16 protein-coding genes and 1 tRNA gene are annotated in these 22,206 nt (G+C 60.7%); 8 read left to right on the top strand and 9 right to left on the bottom strand.

Features of this window, described 5'->3' with window-relative positions; all coding sequences use genetic code 11:
• Window positions 1-67: 67 nt before the first annotated feature.
• The 6 genes from DN745_RS01405 to DN745_RS01380 all read right to left on the bottom strand — a co-directional run bounded on the left by DN745_RS01405 (window position 68) and on the right by DN745_RS01380 (window position 6,893).
• Entirely contained in the window at window positions 68-2,038 is a 1,971-nt protein-coding gene (locus tag DN745_RS01405) for a hypothetical protein (protein WP_133621682.1), read from the bottom strand.
• Between the two features lie 142 nt (window positions 2,039-2,180).
• The gene (locus DN745_RS01400) at window positions 2,181-3,056 is read right to left on the bottom strand and encodes an outer membrane beta-barrel domain-containing protein (protein WP_162687383.1); all 876 of its coding nucleotides are present in this window, start codon (window positions 3,054-3,056) and stop codon (window positions 2,181-2,183) included.
• Between the two features lie 47 nt (window positions 3,057-3,103).
• Complete coding sequence (locus DN745_RS01395) at window positions 3,104-3,856, bottom strand: outer membrane beta-barrel domain-containing protein (RefSeq protein WP_111331461.1); 753 nt, start codon at window positions 3,854-3,856, stop codon at window positions 3,104-3,106.
• 158 nt (window positions 3,857-4,014) lie between these two features.
• On the bottom strand, window positions 4,015-5,742 hold the full coding sequence (locus tag DN745_RS01390) for a vWA domain-containing protein (protein WP_133621681.1): 1,728 nt from the start codon (window positions 5,740-5,742) through the stop codon (window positions 4,015-4,017).
• A 257-nt stretch (window positions 5,743-5,999) separates the two neighbouring features.
• Window positions 6,000-6,072 (bottom strand) — tRNA-Phe (locus DN745_RS01385).
• 164 nt (window positions 6,073-6,236) lie between these two features.
• Complete coding sequence (locus DN745_RS01380) at window positions 6,237-6,893, bottom strand: hypothetical protein (RefSeq protein ID WP_133621680.1); 657 nt, start codon at window positions 6,891-6,893, stop codon at window positions 6,237-6,239.
• 327 nt (window positions 6,894-7,220) lie between these two features.
• Here DN745_RS01380 and DN745_RS01375 point away from each other — a divergent pair, with 327 nt between their 5' ends.
• Window positions 7,221-8,840 (top strand): PAS domain-containing sensor histidine kinase, encoded by a 1,620-nt coding sequence (locus DN745_RS01375; protein WP_111331456.1) that lies wholly within the window; start codon window positions 7,221-7,223, stop codon window positions 8,838-8,840.
• 230 nt (window positions 8,841-9,070) lie between these two features.
• Window positions 9,071-12,904, top strand: a complete 3,834-nt coding sequence (locus DN745_RS01370) for a serine/threonine-protein kinase (RefSeq protein ID WP_111331454.1) — start codon at window positions 9,071-9,073, stop codon at window positions 12,902-12,904.
• A gap of 511 nt (window positions 12,905-13,415) precedes the next feature.
• Here the strand turns inward: DN745_RS01370 and DN745_RS01365 are convergent.
• The gene (locus DN745_RS01365) at window positions 13,416-13,838 is read right to left on the bottom strand and encodes a hypothetical protein (RefSeq protein WP_111331452.1); all 423 of its coding nucleotides are present in this window, start codon (window positions 13,836-13,838) and stop codon (window positions 13,416-13,418) included.
• A 368-nt stretch (window positions 13,839-14,206) separates the two neighbouring features.
• Here DN745_RS01365 and DN745_RS01360 point away from each other — a divergent pair, with 368 nt between their 5' ends.
• Window positions 14,207-15,331, top strand: a complete 1,125-nt coding sequence (locus DN745_RS01360; RefSeq protein WP_133621679.1) for a hypothetical protein — start codon at window positions 14,207-14,209, stop codon at window positions 15,329-15,331.
• Window positions 15,332-15,424: 93 nt separating this feature from the next.
• On the opposite strand, the gene DN745_RS01355 is transcribed toward DN745_RS01360, so the two are convergent.
• Window positions 15,425-16,276, bottom strand: a complete 852-nt coding sequence (locus tag DN745_RS01355) for a DUF547 domain-containing protein (RefSeq protein WP_111331448.1) — start codon at window positions 16,274-16,276, stop codon at window positions 15,425-15,427.
• A 138-nt stretch (window positions 16,277-16,414) separates the two neighbouring features.
• Window positions 16,415-17,164, bottom strand: a complete 750-nt coding sequence (locus DN745_RS01350) for a cold-shock protein (RefSeq protein WP_111331446.1) — start codon at window positions 17,162-17,164, stop codon at window positions 16,415-16,417.
• Window positions 17,165-17,560: 396 nt separating this feature from the next.
• On the opposite strand from DN745_RS01350, the gene DN745_RS01345 reads away from it, so the two are divergent.
• The 5 genes from DN745_RS01345 (at window position 17,561) to DN745_RS01325 (ending at window position 22,166) form a co-directional block, all read left to right on the top strand.
• Complete coding sequence (locus DN745_RS01345; RefSeq protein WP_111331444.1) at window positions 17,561-18,085, top strand: hypothetical protein; 525 nt, start codon at window positions 17,561-17,563, stop codon at window positions 18,083-18,085.
• A 2-nt stretch (window positions 18,086-18,087) separates the two neighbouring features.
• A complete protein-coding gene (locus DN745_RS01340) occupies window positions 18,088-18,795 on the top strand; it encodes a MotA/TolQ/ExbB proton channel family protein (protein ID WP_111331442.1) in 708 nt (235 codons plus the stop codon).
• Entirely contained in the window at window positions 18,792-19,250 is a 459-nt protein-coding gene (locus DN745_RS01335) for an ExbD/TolR family protein (RefSeq protein ID WP_111331440.1), read from the top strand. Before DN745_RS01340 ends, DN745_RS01335 begins: the two co-directional genes overlap by 4 nt.
• 121 nt (window positions 19,251-19,371) lie before the next feature.
• Window positions 19,372-19,890 (top strand): FtsB family cell division protein, encoded by a 519-nt coding sequence (locus tag DN745_RS01330; protein WP_111331438.1) that lies wholly within the window; start codon window positions 19,372-19,374, stop codon window positions 19,888-19,890.
• Window positions 19,891-19,952: 62 nt separating this feature from the next.
• Window positions 19,953-22,166 carry a sensor domain-containing diguanylate cyclase gene (locus DN745_RS01325; protein ID WP_162687381.1) on the top strand — a complete coding sequence of 738 codons (2,214 nt, stop codon included), beginning with the start codon at window positions 19,953-19,955 and terminating at the stop codon, window positions 22,164-22,166.
• Window positions 22,167-22,206 lie beyond the last annotated feature (40 nt).

Below are 22,206 nucleotides of genomic sequence, written 5' to 3'. Positions count from 1 at the left end.
TGCGAAAAACGGACGCACCAGAGATGCGTCCACTTTCCGAAGCCAAGCCTGTTTCAAGCCAGCACACTTATTCCGGTGCGCACTGTGATTGCAGTTGGCTACGATAGTTGGTGACCTCGTCGCTCCAATACTCGCCTTCGAAAGGCCACGGAGTAAAGTCATCGGCTACGACCAGCAGCGACGTTCCCTGTTGGGGCCCCTGCTGAACGTTTTGGTTGAGAAGTTTCGCCTGAAGCTGATTCTTCTCTTCACTATCGATATCAAAGGAGATCTGGGTGGCCTTGATATCCCAATCTTGGAGCTCTTTATTTACCTGACTGAGCTTTTGCTGAACCAAAATCCCACCTTCTTCGATTTTGGTCTGCAATTGCAATTCTACCCCACCCAGGACCGTATTTCCAAACTCACCGAGCGTGGAGATATTGGCTTTGAGCGCGTTACGCTCTGCCTGGAGGGTGCGAATCACGCCGTAAAGGCGGTGGAAACCGAGGTCGGCCAATACCGGGCTGACGAACACTTCGGGCAAAGCCTTCTCGCCCTTGGGTGATTTGTCGGAGTAATACTCCACAATCGCCTTCCAATACTCGCTCGGCTCGGTGGTCTCCGTGAGGAATTTATCCAGCCGCGGCTGCGGGTCGAGATAGTCGGTCTGGAATTTCGCCAGCGCCTGCTTACTCTTCTGGAAATCACAGAGGTTCAGGTAAACGGTGGATTCCAGGATATAGAGGTCCGGGAAATACCAGTCGTCATAATACGGACTATGGAGCGTATGAAAAGCTCCAAGTGCCCGTTTATAATCGTTTTTCACGAAATATGTCCAGGCCGTCTCAAAAGCGGCGCGGGCGTTTCGCGAGGTATCGGTCGGAATCTTCTGGTAATAATACAGGGCGACGTCGTAATAGCCGACCTCGTAGAAGACGCGCGCGAGGGCGAGATACCCGAGCTGCAGAATCTCCTCATTACCGCCCGGCTCGTTCTCGCCGGCGATGATCGCGCGCTCGAAGTTCTTGAGCGCCTCGCCCATCTTGGCCTGCTGGCCGAGCTGAGCTATGCCCATCACATAGAGCGCCTCGGGGTAATCGCTGGCTTTGTTGCTGACCTTGCTCAGGTAATCGATGGCGAGGTCATTTCGGCCGTAGTCGAAGAAGAACTTCCCAAGATAGTAGTTAAACTCATCTTTGAAATCCTGGTTCATGTCACCGATATAGAACTTCGTCATCTCCTCAAGCATCGGCGGCTGGAAACCAATTCGCTTGGTCAGCTCTTTGAGCATGCCGAACGCTTTCTTGAAATGCGTGCGCTGCGGGCCGGCCATGATGACGTCGAGCAGCGGAAGCGCGGCGCCAGACAGGATGCCTTCGCCGTACAACGCGCTCGCAAGGCCAAATTGCGCTTCATACCACTCATCGGAGGCCATATCCGGGCCCATATCGATGAACTTCAGGTAGATGCGGGCCGCGCCCATATTGTCGCCGGAGGCGAGCATACGCTTGGCGTTGGGCAGCTTGCGCGCCTCGGCGGCGATCTTCTGCTCGCGCTCAGCGGCGGCCTTTTTCTCGGCGTTAAGCTGCTCAGCGCGCTCGGAGATGCGCTGCTCGAGCTCTTCCTGGCTGAGGGTCTCGCCCTCTTCTTCGGCGCCAGGCGCGGGCGCAGGCGACGGGCCGGCGCCGTCGTCGGCCGGAGCGGGTCCTGTGGGCGCGTCAACCGGTGCCTCTTCGACGGTCGACTCGGCGTGACCGGTGGCTTCGAGGTATTCGATGACCTCTTCGTCCACACCGGCGGCGCGCAGCTCGCCGATATCTTCGGCGCTGAGCTTCATATCGGTGCCCGCGCCGTCGATCGCGCCCTTGATGGCGCCGGCCTGCATGCCCAGCTTGGTCATCTGGACGATCTGGTTCTTATCAAGCGCAGAGGCGTCAATCGCCGGCACGCTGCAGACTACGGCGACCAGTAGACAGGCAAGACCGCGTTTGATCCGACCGAAACGCCCGCTACGTTGAGAGTTGCCCGAATTGATTTGCTTATTGTCCGTTCGCATAGACACCACTGTATGTTTTGCTGCAGTAACTGCTCACCCGGGCGCGCCCTTAAACAATATCACGCATTTGCGGCGTGGGTTTGGCGCATTGGGCGCGCGGTCGGGGAAGCGATAGAAAATGACGTCTTCAAGTCATACGCTCTTAAAAGAGGTACGAGACGCCCAATAAAAACTCCGAGGGCGCATCCAGGCTCTGGAAGAAGTCGCCGTTATTAATGTCGTTCTCGGCGGCCTGATAGATATAGAAACGTCCATCGAGCTGCACCGTGACACTCTCGGTCAAGAAGATATCAACGCCACCGCCGAGCAGAAGCTCGGGGGCCACCGCGCCGTCGACCTGGGTCTGGACAGCGTTCGGGCGGTCGACACCAACGGCGCCAAGCCCTGCAACGAGGTTGAGGTCAAAATGCGTCAACTTGCGCTGCAAGAAGGCGAGCTTGCCGTAGAGGGGGTGCCAGGTGGCGACGGCGTGCGCGCGCCACAGGAAGCGGTCCTCTTTCTTGGCCTCGGTGAAGTCCGTCGGGCGGGCTCCTTCGAGGTAATCGCTCAACTCGGTGTTGAAGCTCGTGGCGCCCGAGAAGGAGCCCTCGATGCCGACACCGAAGTTATCACTGAGGAAATACGTCGCGCGCAGCCCCACCGGGATATACCAATAGAAGGGCTGGCTGGAGAGGATACCGGTATAAAGACCGGCGCGAAACTTACCCTCGCGGGTATATTTTCGCCCTTCGACCGATGAAAGATCTTTCTTCACCGACCAGAAGGAGTCCATCTTGGTTTCAATCGCGCTGCGATCGCCGCCGGCGAGCTGAAGCACCGGCGCGCTGGGCGCGGCGGCCTCTTCGGCGGAGTCATCGGAGGTTGCCGAGACGGCATCGACGTCGTTTTCTGCGGCGTCGTCCTGGGCGAATGCGTTTCCACTCACCGAGAGCAGGCCCCCAACAAGCAGCGCCATCATCAGCGTGCGGAGTCGCCGGCGAGTCTGGGCCGAGCGTTCTGGGTACGGAAGCAAAGTCATGACTGCTAACCTTTTACAAATCGAATATTTTGGACGGTTCATCATCATCAAAAGAACCAACCGAGTCCCAGCGAAGCCTCGGAAGGATTAGCGACTCCTCCGGTGACCTTCTGGAAAATAAATTGTCGGAAGTCGCCGCGAATCGAGACATGATCGCCGAGATAGAACGCAAGCCCGGCGCCCAAGACGCCCTCGGGCTTGGCCTCGGTACTAATCTCGTCGCCGTAATCGGGCTGGGTCTGGGTAATAACCAGACCGGCTCCGCCGAAGACGTACATGTCGAAATAGCTCAGCGCCGAGTTATAGAACGAGGTCTTCCCGTAAAACGGGCTCCAAACGACCCCGAAGTTACTGTGGGAGACCTGGCGGTCGCCGATCAGCGGCGCCGGCACGTCCCGGTCGAGCGTCTGGATCGTATCCGACAGCCCGGTATCGACCTTAAAGGCGTAGGAGCCCGCGAGCTCCAGACCGATATTCTCGAGGATATAGTAGTTAACGCGCACGCCAACCGGATAATATTGTTCGAAAATATTATTCGGAATGATGCCGCCGTAGACGCTCACCGCGAAACGGCCTTCCTTCTGGAAGGGGCGTTTTTGGACGGTGAAGATATCGCGAGTTTTGGCCCAGAAGAGCGGATCATTCGGGTCAATTTCCTCGCGGGTATCCTGGGCGTTAGCGTCGGCCGCCCCGGCGGGATCCGCCGCGGGCTCTTGAGCCATCGCTGGCGCCACGCTCGCGAGCAAAGCCGCGAAGACGAAGAGGCTGATAATTTTGGATGAATGGGAGTGAGACTGCACCACTATCTCCTGCGTACGCCGAAAACTCGAAAGCTTTCTAAGAATCAACAATTAGTCAAAATCGAAAAAGATATCGCGCCGGGCTTCCCCGGTCAGCCTGTGCCAAAACACAAACCGCCCACGCGCCACCGAGTCGGAGCGCGCGGGTTAAGCCGGGTTTACTCGTCGGCCACGAAGATCACACCGCGGGTATCAAACGCGTCGATGGTCGCGTTGGCGTCGACGTTATTGGGACGACCCATCTGGGTGAAGGGGTAGTTGCGGGACTTGCCAGCAACGGTGACACCCATATCGGCGTGAATCTTAAGCGGCATGCCCGCCAAATCGCCCTTTCGGTTCATCGTCGCCGAGGTGACCGTTGCTTCCCAAAGGCCATCAAGGGCATAGGGCGTCCAGTCCATATTGCGCACAACCGAATCGATGGACGGCGAGTACATATAGCCACCCTCGGTCGCGCAAGCGAGGCGCGAGTAATCTTCGATGGGTCCAACGCGACCGTTTTCGTCACGCGCCGGCAGGCAGTAGGTATTGTCGAAACCTTCCGGCTTCTCGACCTCGGTGCCGACACCGGTTCCGTAACCTTTGGGGTTACGGCAGGTCTCGTAATTTTTGCACGTGCTATCGTCGGTGCACGGGGTCTGCCCCTTCCAATACTCCGGGTCCTCACGAATCTGGTGGGGCTCCTGGAACGCCGGGTCAACGTGCACGATGAAGATGCGAACATTGTTGGCGGCCGCGGCGTCGACGACTTTATCGATGTCGGAGTTGTCGTTCTCGCGCATATCGTCATAACCGTCGACGAACATCACCAAGACCTTGTCGACCGTGGCGGGCGAGGCGACGCCGAGGTCGGTCATCGCCTGGTCCGAATACGGACCGTTGAGGAGCGCGAGCGCTGCCTCGTAGACGTTGGCGCGGCTGCGGTCGTTGATCGCCGAGTTCTGGTAGTCGCTGATGGCGCCGGTGATCGGGGTCGACTCGGAAGCCCACGGGAACCCCGGGCGACCGACGTTCTCGATATGCGAGGTCGGCTTGAACTCGCTATCGTTGAAGCTCCAGAGACCGAAATAGGTCTTGCGCTTGGTCTTGCGCGCAAGCTGATAGGCATATACCCAACGCGTATAGGCGTTCACGACACCCTGAACTCGCTTATTACGCGGGTCGGATGCGATGGTATCACCGTAAAGCACGCCGAAGGCCGGGAGGTCATCCGGGTCGCCGACGACGCCGTTTCCGTTGGCGTCCCAGGCTTCGGTGGTGCCCGGAAGGCTCCAGCCCTTCAGCCCGCCGCTATTCTCCATGAGAATACCGTAAACCTGGTCATTGGTGGTGTCGGAGACAAACTCAACGCCCGACGCAGCGGCGGCGACCGACAGGCCGTCCTCCGGAATCTGGCAGGACTTCAAGCTCTGCCCGCCCGGGGCGCCCTGCAGGTTCGGCGCATCTTTGCACTGAAAGCCGATCGACGAGGATGGACAAGAGCCACCGTCGTCACAGGCACCAGGGGTGACCTCCATCAGCGCGCCGTCACTGAAGGCGACCGAGTTCGAGTCCAGCTCCACGGCGGATGATCCGCTCGAGGGCCGGTCGATCGCGTCGCCTACCATAATCGGCGCGTTCTTATTATCGACGAGCACGAAGCGTGCCTTCATCTCGCCGCCGCTCACGCCACCGCAGGTCCCCGGCGCTGCCGTAAACCCGGAGGAGTGAATCTCCTGAAAGGTTCGTGACGAGAAGCTGATTTGCGCGGCGGTATCGCAACCCGCTGCGCCGAACGCAAATGCGCCAACCGCCCCAAGGGTGGCCAGCGCTACGCTGAGACGGCGCACTCCGCCGGTGCTTCCCGATTTGAACCAACTCGACTCAAGGCCATTCTTATCGATCATTTTGCGCAATCCTATTACTTCAACAACAAACCTTATGACTCGGCATATCGTTCGCCTAAGCCAATATCTTCCCATCTGGGGCACGACGTTCTACCCGCAAAGAACCATCGATGCAAGAGAAAGGCTTTTGGCCACCTATTTGCACCGAATCCCGAACACAAAATCGCGGACATAAAAAAAGATGCAATAAGGAAACGCTGAATCGCGAACTGCCTTATTGCATCTAATCTTTATACACTCTTAAAGCGCATCAATAATGCGTTGGAACGGAATCGAACCGCCGACACCGGCCTTTTCAGGGCCGTGCTCTACCGACTGAGCTACCAACGCACGAGCTCTTTCTCTAGAGTCCGAACTCGCCGCCTCAAAGCCGAGTGGGCTTCGTTGCGGTGTGCGGTGGTTTATAGGGCCGGATCGCCATGCTGTCAACAAGTATTTCACTTTATTTTGCAAAGAATTCAAATTTTCTTCGGCGCCGCTCATTTTCGACGCCCTCAACCCTGGAGTAAGCGCTCGTTCAGATCGCTTAAAGCCGCGCTGTAGGGCGTTCCCGGGGCGATTTCAGCCCCATCCACCGGCGCGAGGCCAAAATCGACGCGCCAATGCGTCGATAACTTGTCGACCGCGATCGGCGTACACTCGTATTTTGCACGCTCAAGGCGACGCAGCCCCGAAGGGATACTCCCCGGCGCCCAGCCCATGGCGAGCGCCCCGCTGATCGCCGGCAAGTCCAGCCCGGCGTCGGTGAGCGCGATGCGGCGCGCCGCCGAGGTGATAAACGTCGACTCCAGCTCGATCGCCTCGTAGAGCCCGTCCCAGCGCTCAATCATCTGCCGAGCCGCGCCGGGCGTATCCGGCACCCGCACGATGACCGTGGGCTGCTCTCCATGTTTCCCCAACGCGATCATGGCCTGGGGGCGCGTTCGCTCATCCTCAACGCCCTGGTCGTGCATCACCAAGAGCTGGGTGCGCTGGGTCAACGCGTCCACCACCGTGTGGGTAAGCTCATAGCGGCGCCATTGGCCCTTGCGATTGAGATCGTAGTGGGTCGCGTTCATCCCCGGCAGCGCCACCACGGCGGCGATAAGGGCCCGAAGCTCCGCTTCATCGTTGAGCACCTTCGCGCGCAGCCTCCAGATTATTTCGAGCATCTTCGTCCTTTTATATTGGGTCATCTGCTGTCGACCCCAATGAGTTACGATTTTCGGGGCTTCGACGCAATCCGGCATATACAGGTTTAAGGCCGCCGGTTCGCCCGGGCTTTCAAGCCCCAGTCAAGGGCTTTTCGCGCACGCTCGAAACGCCAGCACAATTCGGCAGCGTCGAGGGATTCGCGCCTTGGCGAGTCGAGCGCAGTCCGGTATATCTCAGAAAGATCGTTATTCACCGAGGTTGAACAATTGCACCCTTCACTACGGGGCGATTTGATCGCGATGTCGATCATCTTTGAGCGCACCTCCCTTTGACCACGAACTCAGATGCCAAACCGACTGCCAAGCTGGGAACGCACAAATCATACGGACACCGGTGAGAAATTGCGGCGCGTGCGCGAGCGCGTCGAGAAGCATGAGGAGTTTTTCTGGGTTTTCGACCCCAAGACCGACTCCTTTATCTATATTGGCGGGGCGTACACGCGGATCTGGGAGCGCTCGCGCGCTGAGTTAACCTCCAACGCCGCCTCCTTTTTTGAGGCCATCCACCCCGACGATCGCGAGCGCATCCGCCGCGCCTACTCCCCCGACCGCGCGGGGAGCTATGATGAGGTTTACCGGGTTCTGCGCGCCGACGGAACCATGCGCATCGTGCGCGACCGCGCGTTTCCGCACCTGCCGGGCCAACATCGCGTCGAACATCTGACCGGGATCGTCACCGATATCACCGACCCCAAGGACCGGCCGCACCACCCGACATTTGGGCCCAAGGAAGTCGCGCTCCCCGAAGATCAGCGCAGCACGATTCGCATCAGCTCAACTCAGAATAACTACCGCAACCTCTTCTTAGAGGCCGCCGACGCGATCATGCTCTTCGACGGGCACGGCTATGTCATCGAGGCGAATCATCACGCCGCCGAGTTATTCGGGTTTGAGCGCCACGAATTGACGCGCATGCACTTCTCCTCCTTCTTTGAGGACCGGACGCTCGCCTCGGCGGTCGAATCCTGGGAGCGGGTGCGAAGTGGGCTCGGGGGATGCAAGATCACGTCGATGCTGCGCAAGGACCGCCAGAGCATCGAGGTCGAGATCGCGGCGACCCTCCTATTCTTTGGCCACGAATATATCATCCAAGCATCCATTCGGCCGGTGAGCAGCCAAGAGCAAATCGCCCACGAGCTCGAGGCCGCGCGCGACCAGCTCGCCCAGGTCCAGAAGATGGAGCTCATCGGCCAGATCGCCGGCGGCGCCGCCCACGACTTCAACAACCTATTATCCGTCATCACCGGGTTCGCCGAGGTCATTAAGATGCGCCTCGACGACAACCCCGAGGCCCAGCGCGACACCGAGAAGATCCTGGAGGCCGGCGAGAGCGCGGCGCTGCTGGTGCGCCGGCTCCTCACCCTGGCCCGCCCCGACGCCAGAACCCCCGAGGTCCTCGCCCCGCGCGAGCCCATCATGCAAACCTGCGCGCTCTGCGAGCGCGCTGTGGCCGACGGCGTGACCTTGCAGCTCGACATCGCCCAGAACCTCTGGGCGATCCGGATCGACCGAATCGAGCTCGAGCAAATCATCATGAACCTGGTGATTAACGCCAGCGACGCGATGCCCGAGGGCGGCGTCGTTGAGCTGGAGGTCACAAATTTCTCCAACCACCCGACCACCGTCAACGCGCCGGCCCAGCTGGGGTTTGGCCGCTATCTGCACCTTCGCGTGCGCGACAGCGGCATCGGCATGGACGAGGGAATCCGCGCCCGCATCTTCGAGCCCTTCTTCAGCACCAAGCCGTGCTCGCACGGCACCGGCCTGGGCCTGGCGACCGTGAAGAATCTGGTCTCGCGCAATCGCGGGTTCCTCACCGTGGAGTCTGAGCCCGACCAGGGCACCACCTTTGACCTCTATTTCCCGATGAGCTCATCGGCGCCGGCGAACACCCCTTCCGCATAACCTCCGTCCCGTGCGAACATCGTATGCGACGGCTCAAACCTCGCGCGCTCAACTTTCTTCGTCGCGCCGCAATTTCGCCCCCGATCGCTGACGCGTTGCGCAATCTGACAACTTCGCGTAATAGGCCCACCGCGCAGCCAGAGGATGAAATGCCCCGCAGCCGCAACCGGTCAACAATCGCCCGGATTGTCTCAGTTTTCACTCACTAAGCCTCGAACTCTCTCAACATCATGCAGGTCCAGGTCGGACAAATTATTCACGGGCGCTACCGCCTCATTGAGCAGGTTAGCCAGGGCGGCGTCGGAACGATCTGGCGGGCCTGGCAGCAGCAGACTGGCGGCGAAGTCGCGCTGAAATTGTTGCGCCCGGAGATGTCGAGCCTGCCGCACCTGCGCCGGCGCTTCGCGCGCGAGGCGCGCGCCGCGTCGCGCTTAAGCCACCCGAATATCGCCCAGGTCTTCGACTTCGGCGTCGATGATACCGGCCGGATGTTTATCGCCATGGAGCTTATCGAGGGCGACCCGGTCAACCGCTGCATCGAGACCGGCATGTCGACGCTCAACGTCGTTTTATTGGCCGACAGCCTGCTCGCTGGCCTCGCCCACGCGCACGCCAAGGGCGTGATCCACCGCGACCTCAAGCCCTCCAATATCCTGCTCGCCGGCTCCGCGCTGCCCGAAGAAATGGGCGTGCCGAAGTTGGTGGACTTCGGCATCGCGAAGGTCTCCTTTGAGTCCTCCGACACCCCCGAGACCAACCACGGCGAAGTCGTCGGAACCCCGCGCTATATGAGCCCGGAGCAAGCATCTGGGGAGTCCGACCTCGGCCCGCAGACCGATATCTATAACGTCGGCCTCATCCTCTATGAACTCATCACCGGCAAGCCACCCTTCGGCAACCAAAAGGGCCTGGCGGTGATGAGCCTGCACGTACACGAGGCGGTCCCGCCGATGGTCGCGCGCGAAGGCCTCTACTTAAGCCCGCAGCTGCGCGCCCTTGTGATGCGCGCGCTCGCCAAAGAACCGCGCGACCGCTGGGCCACCGCGGCCGAGTGCCGCCAGGACCTGGTGCCGATCCTCGAAGACGCGCGCACCAACCCGCTCGCCTTGCAGATCCCGGCCGCCACCACGCCCCGCACCAAAGCGTCAGCGGCGATCATCGCGACCCATCAGGACGCGCCCTTTGAGCCCGGCGCAGATAAGACGGTCTTTGACACGCCAAAGTCTCACCTCAGCGCCCACGCCTCCGGCACCCTCAACCAGCCCCTTGAGACGCCGTATCGCGCGCCGGTCCCCGTGGCACCGCGGGTTGACCGAAACGACCCGCGCAGCCTCTCGCCGCTGGGCCCGCTCTTCCAACAGGTCCCCTTCGTCGGGCGCACCTATGAGCGCAACCAGCTCTGGGAGATCGCCCTGAAGGTGCGCGAATCACGCGTGGGTTTTCAGGTGCTTTTGCACGGCGAGGCCGGCGTCGGTAAAACCCGGCTGTCGACCTGGTTGCGCGAGCAATGCGAGGAGCACGGCGTGCTGCGCGCCCATATGGGGGCGTTCACCCGCGGCGCCAGCGGCGGATTGCGCGGTCTTTATGAGGTGCTCGAGCACCTCTTTGGCACCCGCGGCCTCTCGCGCGCCGAAGTTGAGGAGCGCGTCGCCTGGCATATGGAGCGCTGGGGGCGCGCCGATAGCGAAGACACCGGCGCGGCGGTCGAGTTTTTGCGCCCCGACGGCATGGAGCAGAACCTGTCGACCAGCGCCCTCTTCGCGACGGTGGCGCGCATCTTCGAGTTCGCCAGCCTCTATCGCCCGCGCCTGATCCTGCTCGACGACGTGCACTGGGCGGGCGGCGAGTTGGCCGAATTCTTGGATTATCTGGCCGTCGAGATGCGCCACCGAAAATTTCCGATGCTGCTGATCTCCACGATTCGCACCGAAGACCTGGCCGAGCGCCCGCGCCTGGCCGCCCAGCTCAACGGGCTGAGCCGCTATGTCGGCGAGAGCGTCGAGCGCATCGATCTGGCGCGGTTTGGCCGCGACGATAGCTATCAATTGGTCGACGCGATCTTCCCCTGCGACCCGGCCCTGACCGCGATCGTATACGAACGCTCGGACGGAAACCCGCTGCACCTGATGTTGCTGCTGCGCTATCTGCGCGAAGAGAAGTTGCTCGAATTTAACCCCGAGCCGACGCCCGAAGATCCGCACCAGGGCTATTGGCAGGCGCGTGACCTCGAGCTGGCCCGCGCGGCGATGCCGCCGAGCCTCAGCGACCTCTTTCATGTGCGCGTCCAACAGGTCGAAGAGCGCCTGGGCACCAACGGGGCGCTGACCGACTTGCTGGTGCGCGCCGCGGTGATTCGCCCGCGCTTTAGCTTCGACATGCTCGCGCGGGTGGTCGAATTGGAGCGCAACGCCGAGCGCCTGGAGAACTTCGACAGCCTATTTGATCATCTGCTCAGCGAAGGTCTGCTCATCGAGGTCGCCGGGCGCGGGGGCGATTGGTACCAATTTAGCCACGCCCTTTTGCGCGATTATTTTTTGCGCCAACGCCTCGGCCCGGGGCTGCAGCGCACCCTTCACCGCCTGGCCGCCGAAGCGATGCAGGACACGCTGGGCTCACGCGTCACCCATTACGCCTTAGAGATCGCGGCCCATTGGCGCGCCGCCGGGCGAAACCAGCGCGCGCTCGTTTGGTACGGGCGCGGCGCGCAATCGCTGCGGATCTCATCGCTCTACCGCCAGGCCGCGGCGGCCTATAAAATCTGCGTGGAGCTTATGGACACCGAGATGGGCGTCCAGAACGGCGATTACCCCAGCGTCCACGACCACGCCCGCTTCGCGGCGATCGGCGTGAGCGTCGACGATTATGTCGAGACGGTGAACCACCTGGGCGAGTTGTTGGAGGGATTCGGCGACTTCGAGCCCGCCGAAGAGGCGTTCCGGCGCATCGTGCGCATGGTGGGGCGAAGCGCGACCCCCGATGACCCGCAGGACCCACTCGACGACGCGAAGATCAAAGAAAGATTCAGCGAGATCGTCCTGCGCTCGCTGGGCCTAAGCTGGCTGGGGCTCGGGCATATCGCCTGGCAACGCGGCGATTTCGAGGGTGCCTGCTGGGCGTTCGAGAAGGTGCGCGCCCTGATGGCCGCCTACGCCGGGGCGTACCCCTCGCTTCGCGCGGTCGAAGAAGACGCCTCGCGCGGGTTGGCGCGCGTGTTCTGGCATCGCGGCGAGTACGCCCAGGCCGGACAGATCGCCCGCAGCGCCCTGGCCTCGGCCCGCGAGCGCCGCAGCACCCAGGCCGAGGCGACCTCGCTGTGGATCATCGGCGAGGTCGACCGCATGCAGGGCGAAGGCGAATCCGCCCGCGCCCATTATGCCGCCGCGATGGAGCTATTTCGCCAGGTCGATCTTCCCAGCGGCATCGCCCGAAGCCTGCTGAGCATGGCCCAGCTCGCCCGCCACCATAAGATTTACGACGAAGCCGTCACCCTGTTTCAGCGCGCCCTCGGGCGCTACGAGAGCCTCGGCGACCGCCGCGGCGCCGGCCAATGCTATAACGGCCTGGGCGATATCGCCCGCTACCAATCGCGCTACGAGGACGCCCGCACCGACTACACCCGGGCGATCGAAATCTACCAGGCCATCGGCGCCGAATACGACGTCGCCGTGGTCTATACCAACCTGGGGATCACCGCGATCGCGATGGCCGACTACGAGGCCGCGGACGAGTACCTGAGCACCGCCAGCGAGATGATCGCCGGCGACCAATACCCCTATGTTCAGGCCGGCATTGAGTTCAACCTGGCGCTGGTCAAGGCGCTGCGCGGCGACGCCGACCAGAGTCATCAGATCCTCGAAGATGTGCTCAACCTGGCCGAGCGTTTTCCGATCGCCGACTTTGATTACGCCCAACCGCTAGAGCGCCTTGGGATGTTGCGCGCCGACGCCGGCAAGATGAGCGAGGCGGTCGCGCTGTGGAAGAAGGCCGCCGAGATTTACCGCGACCTGCAGCTCGCCGAGGACCTCGAGCGCGTCCTGCGTTTGATTGACCGCGAGGCTCTTTGACGTCGTCGGGGGCGATGGTGTTTGGGGCGATCGGCGATGAGGTGTTTGGGGTGATTCGCGACACCACACGTCGCTTCGCTCAATAACGGCGTCGTGGATCGATGCCTTTTAATAATATAAAAATTTGCGAATTAGGTGCCGTTAATGAGCGTAGGCGTAGCCGAAGCGTCGTCCCGCGAAGCGGGACCTCTTTAGCCGGGGGTGAGTCCTCAACAAATCGCAAGCCATCGCCTAGCAATGCTCTCCGAGAACGCAACCACCAACGCAAACCGACGAGCCCCCGGGAAGGCGTGTCGAATCATCCAAACCCCACATTATGCAACGTCGCGAATCATCCAAAACCCACATTGTGCAACGTCGCGAATCATCCAAAACCCACATTGTGCAACGTCGCGAATCATTCAAAACCCACGTTGCGCAACGTCGAAAATCCTCGAATCCCACAACCCTCCGCAACGCAAAAAAAAAAAAGCCCCCGGATTCCCGGGGGCTTTTGCAATTCTCGCCGAACTTACGCAGCCACGGCGGTCTGCTCGAGGATGCGACGGATGCCCGTCACGGCGCGGTACAGGCTGGCCTGGCGCGCGACGGTCTGGCGGCCCACGCTGCACAGGTACAGGGTCTCACCGTCGATGTCGAAGCTGCGAATCGAGAGCGAGTCGGTGCGGAAGCCGGGCACCATCGCCTCCAATTTCTCGACGATCATCCGACGGCTGTTGCCGCGGTAGGCCGCCAGCATCGGCGCGTACGCGGCCAACACGGTCGCGGCGTCTTCTTCGCCGGCCGAGGCCAGCACCAGGCCGCGGCTGTCGCCGAGCACAAAATTATTCAGATTCTGAGTTCCGAAGATATGCTGAAGCTGGTAGGTAATCGCGGTATGAGCCTGCGGGCTACGCTGGCTGCGACGCTCGGCATAAAGATCGACAACATTCATTGCATCCTCCATGAGCATTAAAACAGTGTTAGTCGCACACCATCCATAGTGCGCTCGTCCATGGACCCACTGTAGGAGGTATTCGCGGGAGCGCAATTTTTTTCATTTTCGCGCCCCCGCGACCAAAAATCGCGATAGTTGACGCGCCAGCCGCGCTGCCCATAAGATGCGCGCGTTTGATGCTATTCCTGCCGCGAATGAGTCGAGCAAGTTTTTTGCGCAGCCACACTCACAGCGTGTTAGCGAAACGACGGCGCGCTTCTTGCATTAAATATCGCCGTTGATCATTTTATGACGCACCCGCCCGGCGGGCAATCGATTATGTTGAGGAGAAGACACGGATGCGCACCCAATTTGGAACGATTCATTTGAAGACATATCTCTGTGGAGCACTGCTCCTCGGCGCCGGCCTTCTGCCGGCAACTGCGATGGCCCAGGACCCCGCCTCGGCCTCCCCAGCAACCTCCACCAAGGCGGATGACCCGACGCTGTCGCAGGTCGACGCCGACGTCGATCCGGCCGACGAAGCGGCGGAGGTCGCCATTGAAGAGGCGATGGACACCGAGGAAGACAAGAAAAACTGGTCGCTCTCGGCCAGCGTCGGCACTCGCATCTATCAGGGCATGTTCGTTAATCTGGAGAACACCGACGACAACCTGAGCTCGCCCTACGCGGCCGACACCTCCGGCTCCTACAGCCGCTGGAGCAATGTCTACTCGATCGCGGCCGGCTATAAGCTCGACGACTTTAATTTCGGCGCGCGCGCCGTGGCGTCGCATTGGCTGTCGCGCGCTGGCGGCATCAATGAGCCCAACGAGTTCCGCTTCCAGGATATGGTCTTTAGCGCGGGTTGGAGCGGCTATAATATCGAAGCGATCGACACCCGTTTTTCGGCCAAATACGACCTTAGCGTGCCGACGAGCACCGTGAGCCAGACGGCCAACCTCATCGTGGGCAACTACGTCGGCCTCTCGCTGTCGAAGACCTTCGTGCGCAAATTATCGCTCTCCTACACCATGACCGGCGGGTGGACGCCGCACAGCACCACCATCGCCACCGTCGACTCGGACGTCGCCCAGATCTACCGCGAAGACGAACTCGTCGGAAACGAAGTCGCCGCCGTGGGCGGATACAACACCGAGTTCTCGCTGAGCCACTCGTTCAGCGCCAGCCTACCTGTCTGGGATAAGCTTCGCGCCTCGGCCTCCTACTCCTATGGCAGCTATTGGACCTACGACCGCGCCGACGCCGATGACGAGTTCAGCTCCGATATCGAGGGCATCCAACAGGGTCGCAACTACGGCGACGGCATCAGCGCCACCGCCGGCCTAAGCTACCCCATCAACGACCACTTCAACGTCTCCGGCGGCATCAGCACCAGCCAGTCCCCGAAGACCTCGGACAACAAAGGTTTCCGCTTCCCCTGGTGGAACTTCACCGGCGCCGCGGCCAACCGCTCCTCGATCAACCTGACCGTGAGCGGCACCTACTAAGGTCGACGTAGAAAAAAGACGCATAAAGAAAGCGCGCCCTCCTTTTTGGAAGGCGCGCTTTTCTATTTGCGCGGCGAGGCTGCCGGGCCTGCCTCATTTCACATCATTAAGCGACCAATCATAGTCGATAAACCCGACGCTCGGCGCGCCCTGATGCTTCTCGACAAACGCGCGCACCTCGGGCGTGCCAAAACGCGCGACATAGGCGGCGAGGGTCTTTGAGCGCGGCGAATAATCCTCGCCGATGAAATCATCGCCGTACCAATTGAGCAGCACGCTGATCTTCAGCTTATCCCCCTCAATGCGCACATAGCGCGTATCCTGCAGGGTTTTGCGCGCCGCGAGATCGAGTTGGGCGTCGATCTTCTCGCCCTCGAACGCAAATGCCTGCAAGGGCGGACAACCGATCGACGCGCAATTGACCGCGAAGTGGATGCGCGAATCCTTATAGACCGGGCGAATCAGGCCATGCTCGATATCATCGAGGCTCAGCGTATGCCCGCCCACTTTATATCTCTTGGATTTCCACGGGGACTTCAGGTCTTTAATGCTCTTAACCCCCGGATAATTTTCGAGGATAAGCTGAAGGGTATAGGCGTTATAGGCGTTGATAAGCAGCGCGAGCTTCTCGTCGGCGCCAAGCGTCTTTAGGTCGACCGCGCCGAGCTTTTCGAGATACGCGTCGAGCTTCTTCTGGTCTTTTTTAAGCCCGGCATAATCCACCCGCCCGGCCGCGCTATCGACGTGCTCGGCGAGCAATTGGGCGAAGCCCGAGTGGTCAAATATGGCTGACTTTTCGGGCTTATGGCGCACGTCTTTGAGCACCTGCGCGTCCCCCAGGTCGACCTTCGGCGCCAGAAAACGCACCAAACTCGTCGAGGGCAACACATACGCACCTCCAGCGATCAGAACCAGCGCCAACACAACTCCGGCAAATATTCGCATCCACTTCCTATCGATAAAAAACCCGCCAACAATTCACATAAATTCGCAGACGACGGCCGCTCCACTTTTGCGGAGCGGCCGTCGACGCGAAGGGACTAAACGCAGACCAACGAAGGTCAGACCGAATACCCCGAGGACTTAATAGTCGTCGTCATCGTCATCATAGTCGTCGTCATCCTCGATGACCGTGACGTTGATGGCTTTGGGATATTTCTTGCCATCGTGGCCGCCGTACTGAAACTCGACCGGAATGATCTCGCCGGGCACATAGGCCGGCAGCCGGGTACGAAGCTCGTCGTCGACGACGTTGGCGATATGGAAGAAGAACTTGCGCTCCTCATCGGTCTGGATAAAGCCGAAGCCTTTGTCGGTGAAATAGGCGATGATACGCCCGTCAATATCTTCACCGACCGACAGCTCTTCATCCAGCGACATCCGCTCCAGGCGGTCGACGCTCTCTTCGATATCAAAGAAATTAAAGGAGCAATCCGGGTGCATCCGGACTCCCATTGCTTTGATATGGCTGTAGCGCCGGTCAAAAAGAAAGGACAGACAGGTACCAAAGGCGACCAATAAGCCACCGCTTTCTACCGTTTCTTCGTCGATCTCTATATAGAGTGACTTCAGCACAATTCCTCGGTTCGACGCCTGCAAGAATGCCTGCTGTCGGTCGAGATCGTCGGTCTCACTGGTCACGTGAATCCCCAGGTTAACGTGCGCGTGCACGTCTTCCAGGGCCGTGACCGTGAAGTCGAGCAAATACTCATCTCGGAATCGCGGATTTGAATCTATCATCGCCCCGGCGCGCTCGAAATACTCGAGCAGCCTTCGCGACAATTCGGTATCGGGCGAGTGCAACTTATTGGAGATGTTTTCGGACATGCTCATGAATTCACCTCATCACATACAAACTGAGTTCAACCGGGGTGCTGGCCGAATGCCTAACGCCTCGGAATGGTTCTATAAATTAAATATACGGTTCGTCGTCGGGAAAGCACGCATCTGAGTGAAAATTTCATCAAAAACCTGCTTCGCAGGCCGACTGACACATACTATAACCCGCGACACACGCTGCTCGTTCCATTGTTGGCAAAATATTTTTCGCCCAACGCGTGTTCCTTGCCTGTGCCCCGGGCGGCAGACCCTCGCTCAAACCCGCGATCACCGCTGGCGTGGTTGGCCAGACGGGCTCTGAGTTGTAAGGTACAAACGCTTGAGTTTCTAAATTTTTTGACTGAATGACTCTCAGTTTCTATTCGATCTTGTTCCAAGCCCCTACCTTCTATGAAGAATACCGACACCCAAACCGACGCCACCTCGGCCGAATCTAAGATGGGCGATCCTGCTGAAACCGACTCTCCTCCGGCCCGGGTGAATCCGGCCCACGAGGAATTCGTCAGCGAGGTCGACCGCCAATTTGGCCGCGCCTATAGCCGCGCCGGCCTCAGCGTGCTGGCGGCGCTCGCGCTTTTCCTCGGGCTGACCGTCACCCTCTTTGGCACCGAAACCCTCGGCATGGCGCGCCTGTGGATCGGCGTGGTCCTGGTATTTCTGGTCAGCCTCTTCGTGGTACGAATCTTTGTCGTACGCCGAGCCTTAGACCTGTTGGCCAAGATCCAGCACTATTGCCTGGCCAACCAGATGCATATCGCGACGCTGCGCTCCGAGCAGACCAAAAACGGCGCCTACCAATTCTTCACCTCGGTCTTCGAGGTCGCCGAGCGCCGCGGCATCGCCATGGACGCGCCGCTCACACCCGAAGCCCCGGCCCCGCCCGCAATCGAGCCTTCTGAAGACCAAGAGACCTGATTATGATGAACGAAGTCTACGAATTTCTGGCAAAAGGTGGCTGGCTGATGATCCCGATCCTGGGCTCATCGGTGGTCGCGCTGGCATTTTTTATGGAGCGCCTCTGGGCCCTTCAACGCGCCAAGATCGTGCCGAGTCGCTTCGTGCAGGTCGTGCGCGATATGCTCCATGACGGGCGCTTCGACGAGGCCGAGAACCTCTGCAAGACCAACGAGTCCCCCATCGCGTCGATGCTCGAGATCGGCATCCACAACGCCGGGCGCCCCAGGGCGATCATCAAAGAGGTCATGCTCGAGAAAGGCGAGCGCGAGGTCTTCTTTATGGAGCGCTTTACCGGGGCGCTGGGCGCGATCGCCACGGTCACCCCGCTGATGGGGCTTCTGGGCACGGTCGTCGGCATGATCTCGGTCTTTCAGGGCGTCATGGTTCAATCCGGCAGCGCCGGGGTGGTCGACGCCGGAGCGCTGGCCGGGGGCATCTGGGAGGCGATGATCACCACAGCCGCCGGGCTCACCGTGGCGATCCCGGTCTTCTTGGGCCACCGCTATATTATGAGCCGCATCGACCGCCACGCCGTCGAGCTCGAGGATATCAGCCTGAGCATCCTCGACCTGCTCGCCGCCGAGACCAGCGCGAACGCCCCGACGCCCGCCGTCGCTCATGCGAGCGCCACGACCGACTCTTCCGATGCGCCCGAGGAGAACGCATGAGTTTGCGCGACATGCGAAAAAGCCGGCGCGTCACCGTTGACCTCGATATGACGCCGCTGATCGACGTAGTCTTCTTGCTGCTGATCTTCTTTTTGGTCACCAGCACCTTCTCCAAAACCGAAGACGCCGAGATCCCCATCAACCTGCCCAGCGCAGCCAGCGGCGAGGCCATCTCGGACGCCCAGAAGATCGTGCTCTTCATCACCGAAGACGGCTCGGTCGAGATCAAAAGCGACGCCGCAGACCCCGGTAATGTGCTCGACGGTGAGCAGATCGAAGGCGCCAATTTGAGCGAGAAGCTCGCGAATCTATACGCCAAACACCCCGACGCGAACGTGCTGTTGCGCGGCGACAAACTCGCCACCCACGGCAAGGTCATCGAGATCCTCGACCAGATCAAAGAGAGCGGATTTAAGTCCGTCAACCTCGTGATCACCCAGCCCGCCTCCAAATAAAGCCGCCGCGCTGCGCCGCCGGACCAGCAATTTCTTGCGCTCTCTTCTCTCTCTGCTAGTCTTGCCCCGGCGACCCACTTAGCCCGACGAATTCACCTTAACGCGATGAGCTTTGACTTCCATGCAGCGTCTCGGACTCACATTATTGGTTTTAACCATCATATCGGTCACGACCTATTATGTTTTCACGCACGAGAATATCGAGCGCGCCGAGAAGATCGAGCAGGAAGTCAACGAGCTACGCCGCCAGAACCGTGAATTAGAGGCTGAGAATAAGGAGATGGCGCGCAAGGTCGTCGCCCTGCGCGACGACCCGCGATTGGCCGAGCGCAAGGCGCGCGCCAACAGCCGCCTCGCCCGCCCGGACGAAGTCATCTTCCAATTCGGGCAACCCGAGGAGACGCTCGAAGTCAGCGTCCTCCTCACCGTGAGCCCCGACTCTTTGAGACTCGCCGGCAAGACGATCCTTATCGATCAGCTTCCCGAGGGGCTCGAAGCGCTTCACGAAGATATTCCGAGCGCCAAACTCCAGGTGGAGTTTGACCAACATGTGGACCCGCTGCGCGAGCAACGCGTGCGCGACCTGGTCGGAGCGTCCGTTCTCGCCCCGGCCGAGTTCGTCAAGCACGACGCAAAATAGAGCCTCGCGCCCCGGCAAGGATGCCGCGGCTTTGAGCCAAAGATAGACCAAGGATGGAGACTATGAGCGCGACGACACGCAGCTTGATTCGTCGGCCTCGCCAAATCGAGGCGAGTTGGCCGACCGGCGCAGCCGTATTGGCGGTGGTGTTATATGCCACCGGCCTAATCGCGAACCCGTCATATCCGGCCTGGTTCAATATCATCCCCGCCGTGGCCCTGCTGGGCATCTCCGGCTGGCTCGCCTCGCGCACGATGCGCGGCGCGGCCGCCTCGAGCGACGCGCGCCAGGTCACCACGAGCTTCCAACTCGAGCGATCGGTCTTCTACATCACCACCGGCTTCGTCGTGGTCCGCACGCTCAGCGCGCTCGGCGTCGATATCTACCCGCTCATCTATCTGCTGCTGGCATTTCTGGTCACCTTCGAGGCCCGAAACGCCGCGATCGGCGCGGTGCTCACCGCGCTTATCATCGAGTGGGCCTCGCATTGGCTCGGCACCCCGAGCGGCACCGCCGAAATCACCACCGGCATCCACCTGCAATCCTCGGTCGACCTCGCGCTTCTGGGCACCCGCAGCGTCTTTATCGCGCTCTTCGGATTTTTGTCCTATTTCGTCCACGGCACCGAGGTGATGGAGCGACGCCGGCGCCACCAGCGCGAGGTCGACGCCGAGCGCGATAAAATGTTGCGCCAGGCCCGGGAGTTTCGCCTGCTCAACTCCGGTCGCACCGACGCCGCGCTGGCCGGGCGCGCGCAGGCCGAGGAGATGGCGGTCTACGACGCCGTCGAGGCCGTCCAGCACACGACCTATGTCAGCCTCTCGATGCTCAAGGCCGCGCTGAAATGCAACACCTGCGTGCTTTTGTGGTTCGACGTGCGCCAGGAGAACCTGCGCATCAAGGAGCTCGTCAGCGATAGCGACGCGCTGCTTGAGACCGAGATTAAGCCGGCCAAGGGCGTCGTCGGCACCATCACGCGCCAGCGCGAACCGCTCTTATTAGAAGATCTTCGCCCGGGCTTTCGCGGCATTCCTTATTATCGCCAGCCCCAAAATATCCAGCATTTTTTGGGCATCCCGGTCATCGAAAACGGCCACCTGCGCGGGATCCTCTGCGCCGACCGCGTCGACGGCAGCGGCTTCACCAGCGCCGACACCGCCGTCGCCGAGGAGGCCGCCGCTTATATTTTGCGCGCCATCGAAAACGAGCGCATGTTCACCAGCATCGAGCGCACGAAATTCGAGCTAAGCCGCTTCTTTGAGGCCAGCCGAAACCTCAACGGCGTGCTCTCGCCAAAAGACGTCTACCGCGTCGCCCTGGAGAGCATCGCGAGCATCGTCGAATACGACTTCGCCGCCATCACCGCCTTCGACCCGGACACCCATACCCATCGCATCGAGGCGGTCGACCACGCCGCTGATTTTGAGGGTCCGTTTGAAGACTGGGTGGGGCGCACCTTCAACGACGCGCACCACGAGACACGGCCCAGCGGCGGGCTGGTCGCCATGGTCGTGGAGAACCGCCACTACCTGCCCTACGGCGGACAGGTGCGCGAGTCTGACCCGATCATCTTCACCCGCGACGAGCCGATCAAAGACATCCGCAGCATGTTGGTCTTGCCGCTGGTCGCCCACGATAAGGCCATCGGCACGCTGGTGATTTGCCACCGCCAGGCCGGCCAATTCGGCGCCGAGCGCCGCGAGATGCTCGAGGTCGTGGGCAACCAGGTCGCCATCAGCCTGCAGAACGCGCGCCTCTACGCCCAGATGGAGCAAATGGCGACCACCGACGGGCTCACCGGCCTGTCAAACCACCGCACCTTCCAATCGCGCCTGGAGTCGACCATCGCGCGGCATCGGCGCACCCAGCAGCCCTTCGCGCTGGTGCTCACCGATATCGACCACTTCAAATCGGTCAACGACACCCACGGCCACCCCGCCGGCGACGAGGTCTTGCGCCAGGTGTCCAAGGTCTTCATCGACTCGCTGCGCGAGGTCGATGTCCCCTGTCGCTATGGCGGCGAGGAATTCGCGATTATCTTAGAAGATGCGGACCGCGCCACCGCCATGCGCGTGGCGAACCGGCTGCGCGAAGATATCGGGCGGTTGGAATTTAATAGCGAACAAGGCACCTTTAAATGTACCATCAGTATGGGCGTGTCCGTGTGGCCCGAAGACTCCGAAGAGAAGCAACCGCTGATCGACCTGACCGACCAGGCGTTGTACTATTCGAAGGAACACGGCCGAAACCAGGTCACCTCGGCAGACCAACTTTAACCCGAGATATAAGGCTCAAACGCCGGAGACTCCAAGCATA

Origin of the sequence: Bradymonas sediminis, assembly GCF_003258315.1 — a bacterium.
GTDB lineage: Bacteria > Myxococcota_A > Bradymonadia > Bradymonadales > Bradymonadaceae > Bradymonas > Bradymonas sediminis.
This window is presented reverse-complemented; position numbering and strand designations above follow the sequence as displayed.

Coding starts and splice junctions, on each gene's coding strand:
- DN745_RS01375 (WP_111331456.1), top strand. CDS start 7,221: ATGCCAAACCGACTGCCAAGCTGGGAACGCACAAATCATACGGACACC.
- DN745_RS01400 (WP_162687383.1), bottom strand. CDS start 3,056: ATGACTTTGCTTCCGTACCCAGAACGCTCGGCCCAGACTCGCCGGCGA.
- DN745_RS01335 (WP_111331440.1), top strand. CDS start 18,792: ATGAGTTTGCGCGACATGCGAAAAAGCCGGCGCGTCACCGTTGACCTC.
- DN745_RS01390 (WP_133621681.1), bottom strand. CDS start 5,742: ATGATCGATAAGAATGGCCTTGAGTCGAGTTGGTTCAAATCGGGAAGC.
- DN745_RS01330 (WP_111331438.1), top strand. CDS start 19,372: ATGCAGCGTCTCGGACTCACATTATTGGTTTTAACCATCATATCGGTC.
- DN745_RS01370 (WP_111331454.1), top strand. CDS start 9,071: ATGCAGGTCCAGGTCGGACAAATTATTCACGGGCGCTACCGCCTCATT.
- DN745_RS01405 (WP_133621682.1), bottom strand. CDS start 2,038: ATGCGAACGGACAATAAGCAAATCAATTCGGGCAACTCTCAACGTAGC.
- DN745_RS01365 (WP_111331452.1), bottom strand. CDS start 13,838: ATGAATGTTGTCGATCTTTATGCCGAGCGTCGCAGCCAGCGTAGCCCG.
- DN745_RS01345 (WP_111331444.1), top strand. CDS start 17,561: ATGAAGAATACCGACACCCAAACCGACGCCACCTCGGCCGAATCTAAG.
- DN745_RS01380 (WP_133621680.1), bottom strand. CDS start 6,893: ATGCTCGAAATAATCTGGAGGCTGCGCGCGAAGGTGCTCAACGATGAA.
- DN745_RS01325 (WP_162687381.1), top strand. CDS start 19,953: ATGAGCGCGACGACACGCAGCTTGATTCGTCGGCCTCGCCAAATCGAG.
- DN745_RS01350 (WP_111331446.1), bottom strand. CDS start 17,164: ATGAGCATGTCCGAAAACATCTCCAATAAGTTGCACTCGCCCGATACC.
- DN745_RS01355 (WP_111331448.1), bottom strand. CDS start 16,276: ATGCGAATATTTGCCGGAGTTGTGTTGGCGCTGGTTCTGATCGCTGGA.
- DN745_RS01340 (WP_111331442.1), top strand. CDS start 18,088: ATGATGAACGAAGTCTACGAATTTCTGGCAAAAGGTGGCTGGCTGATG.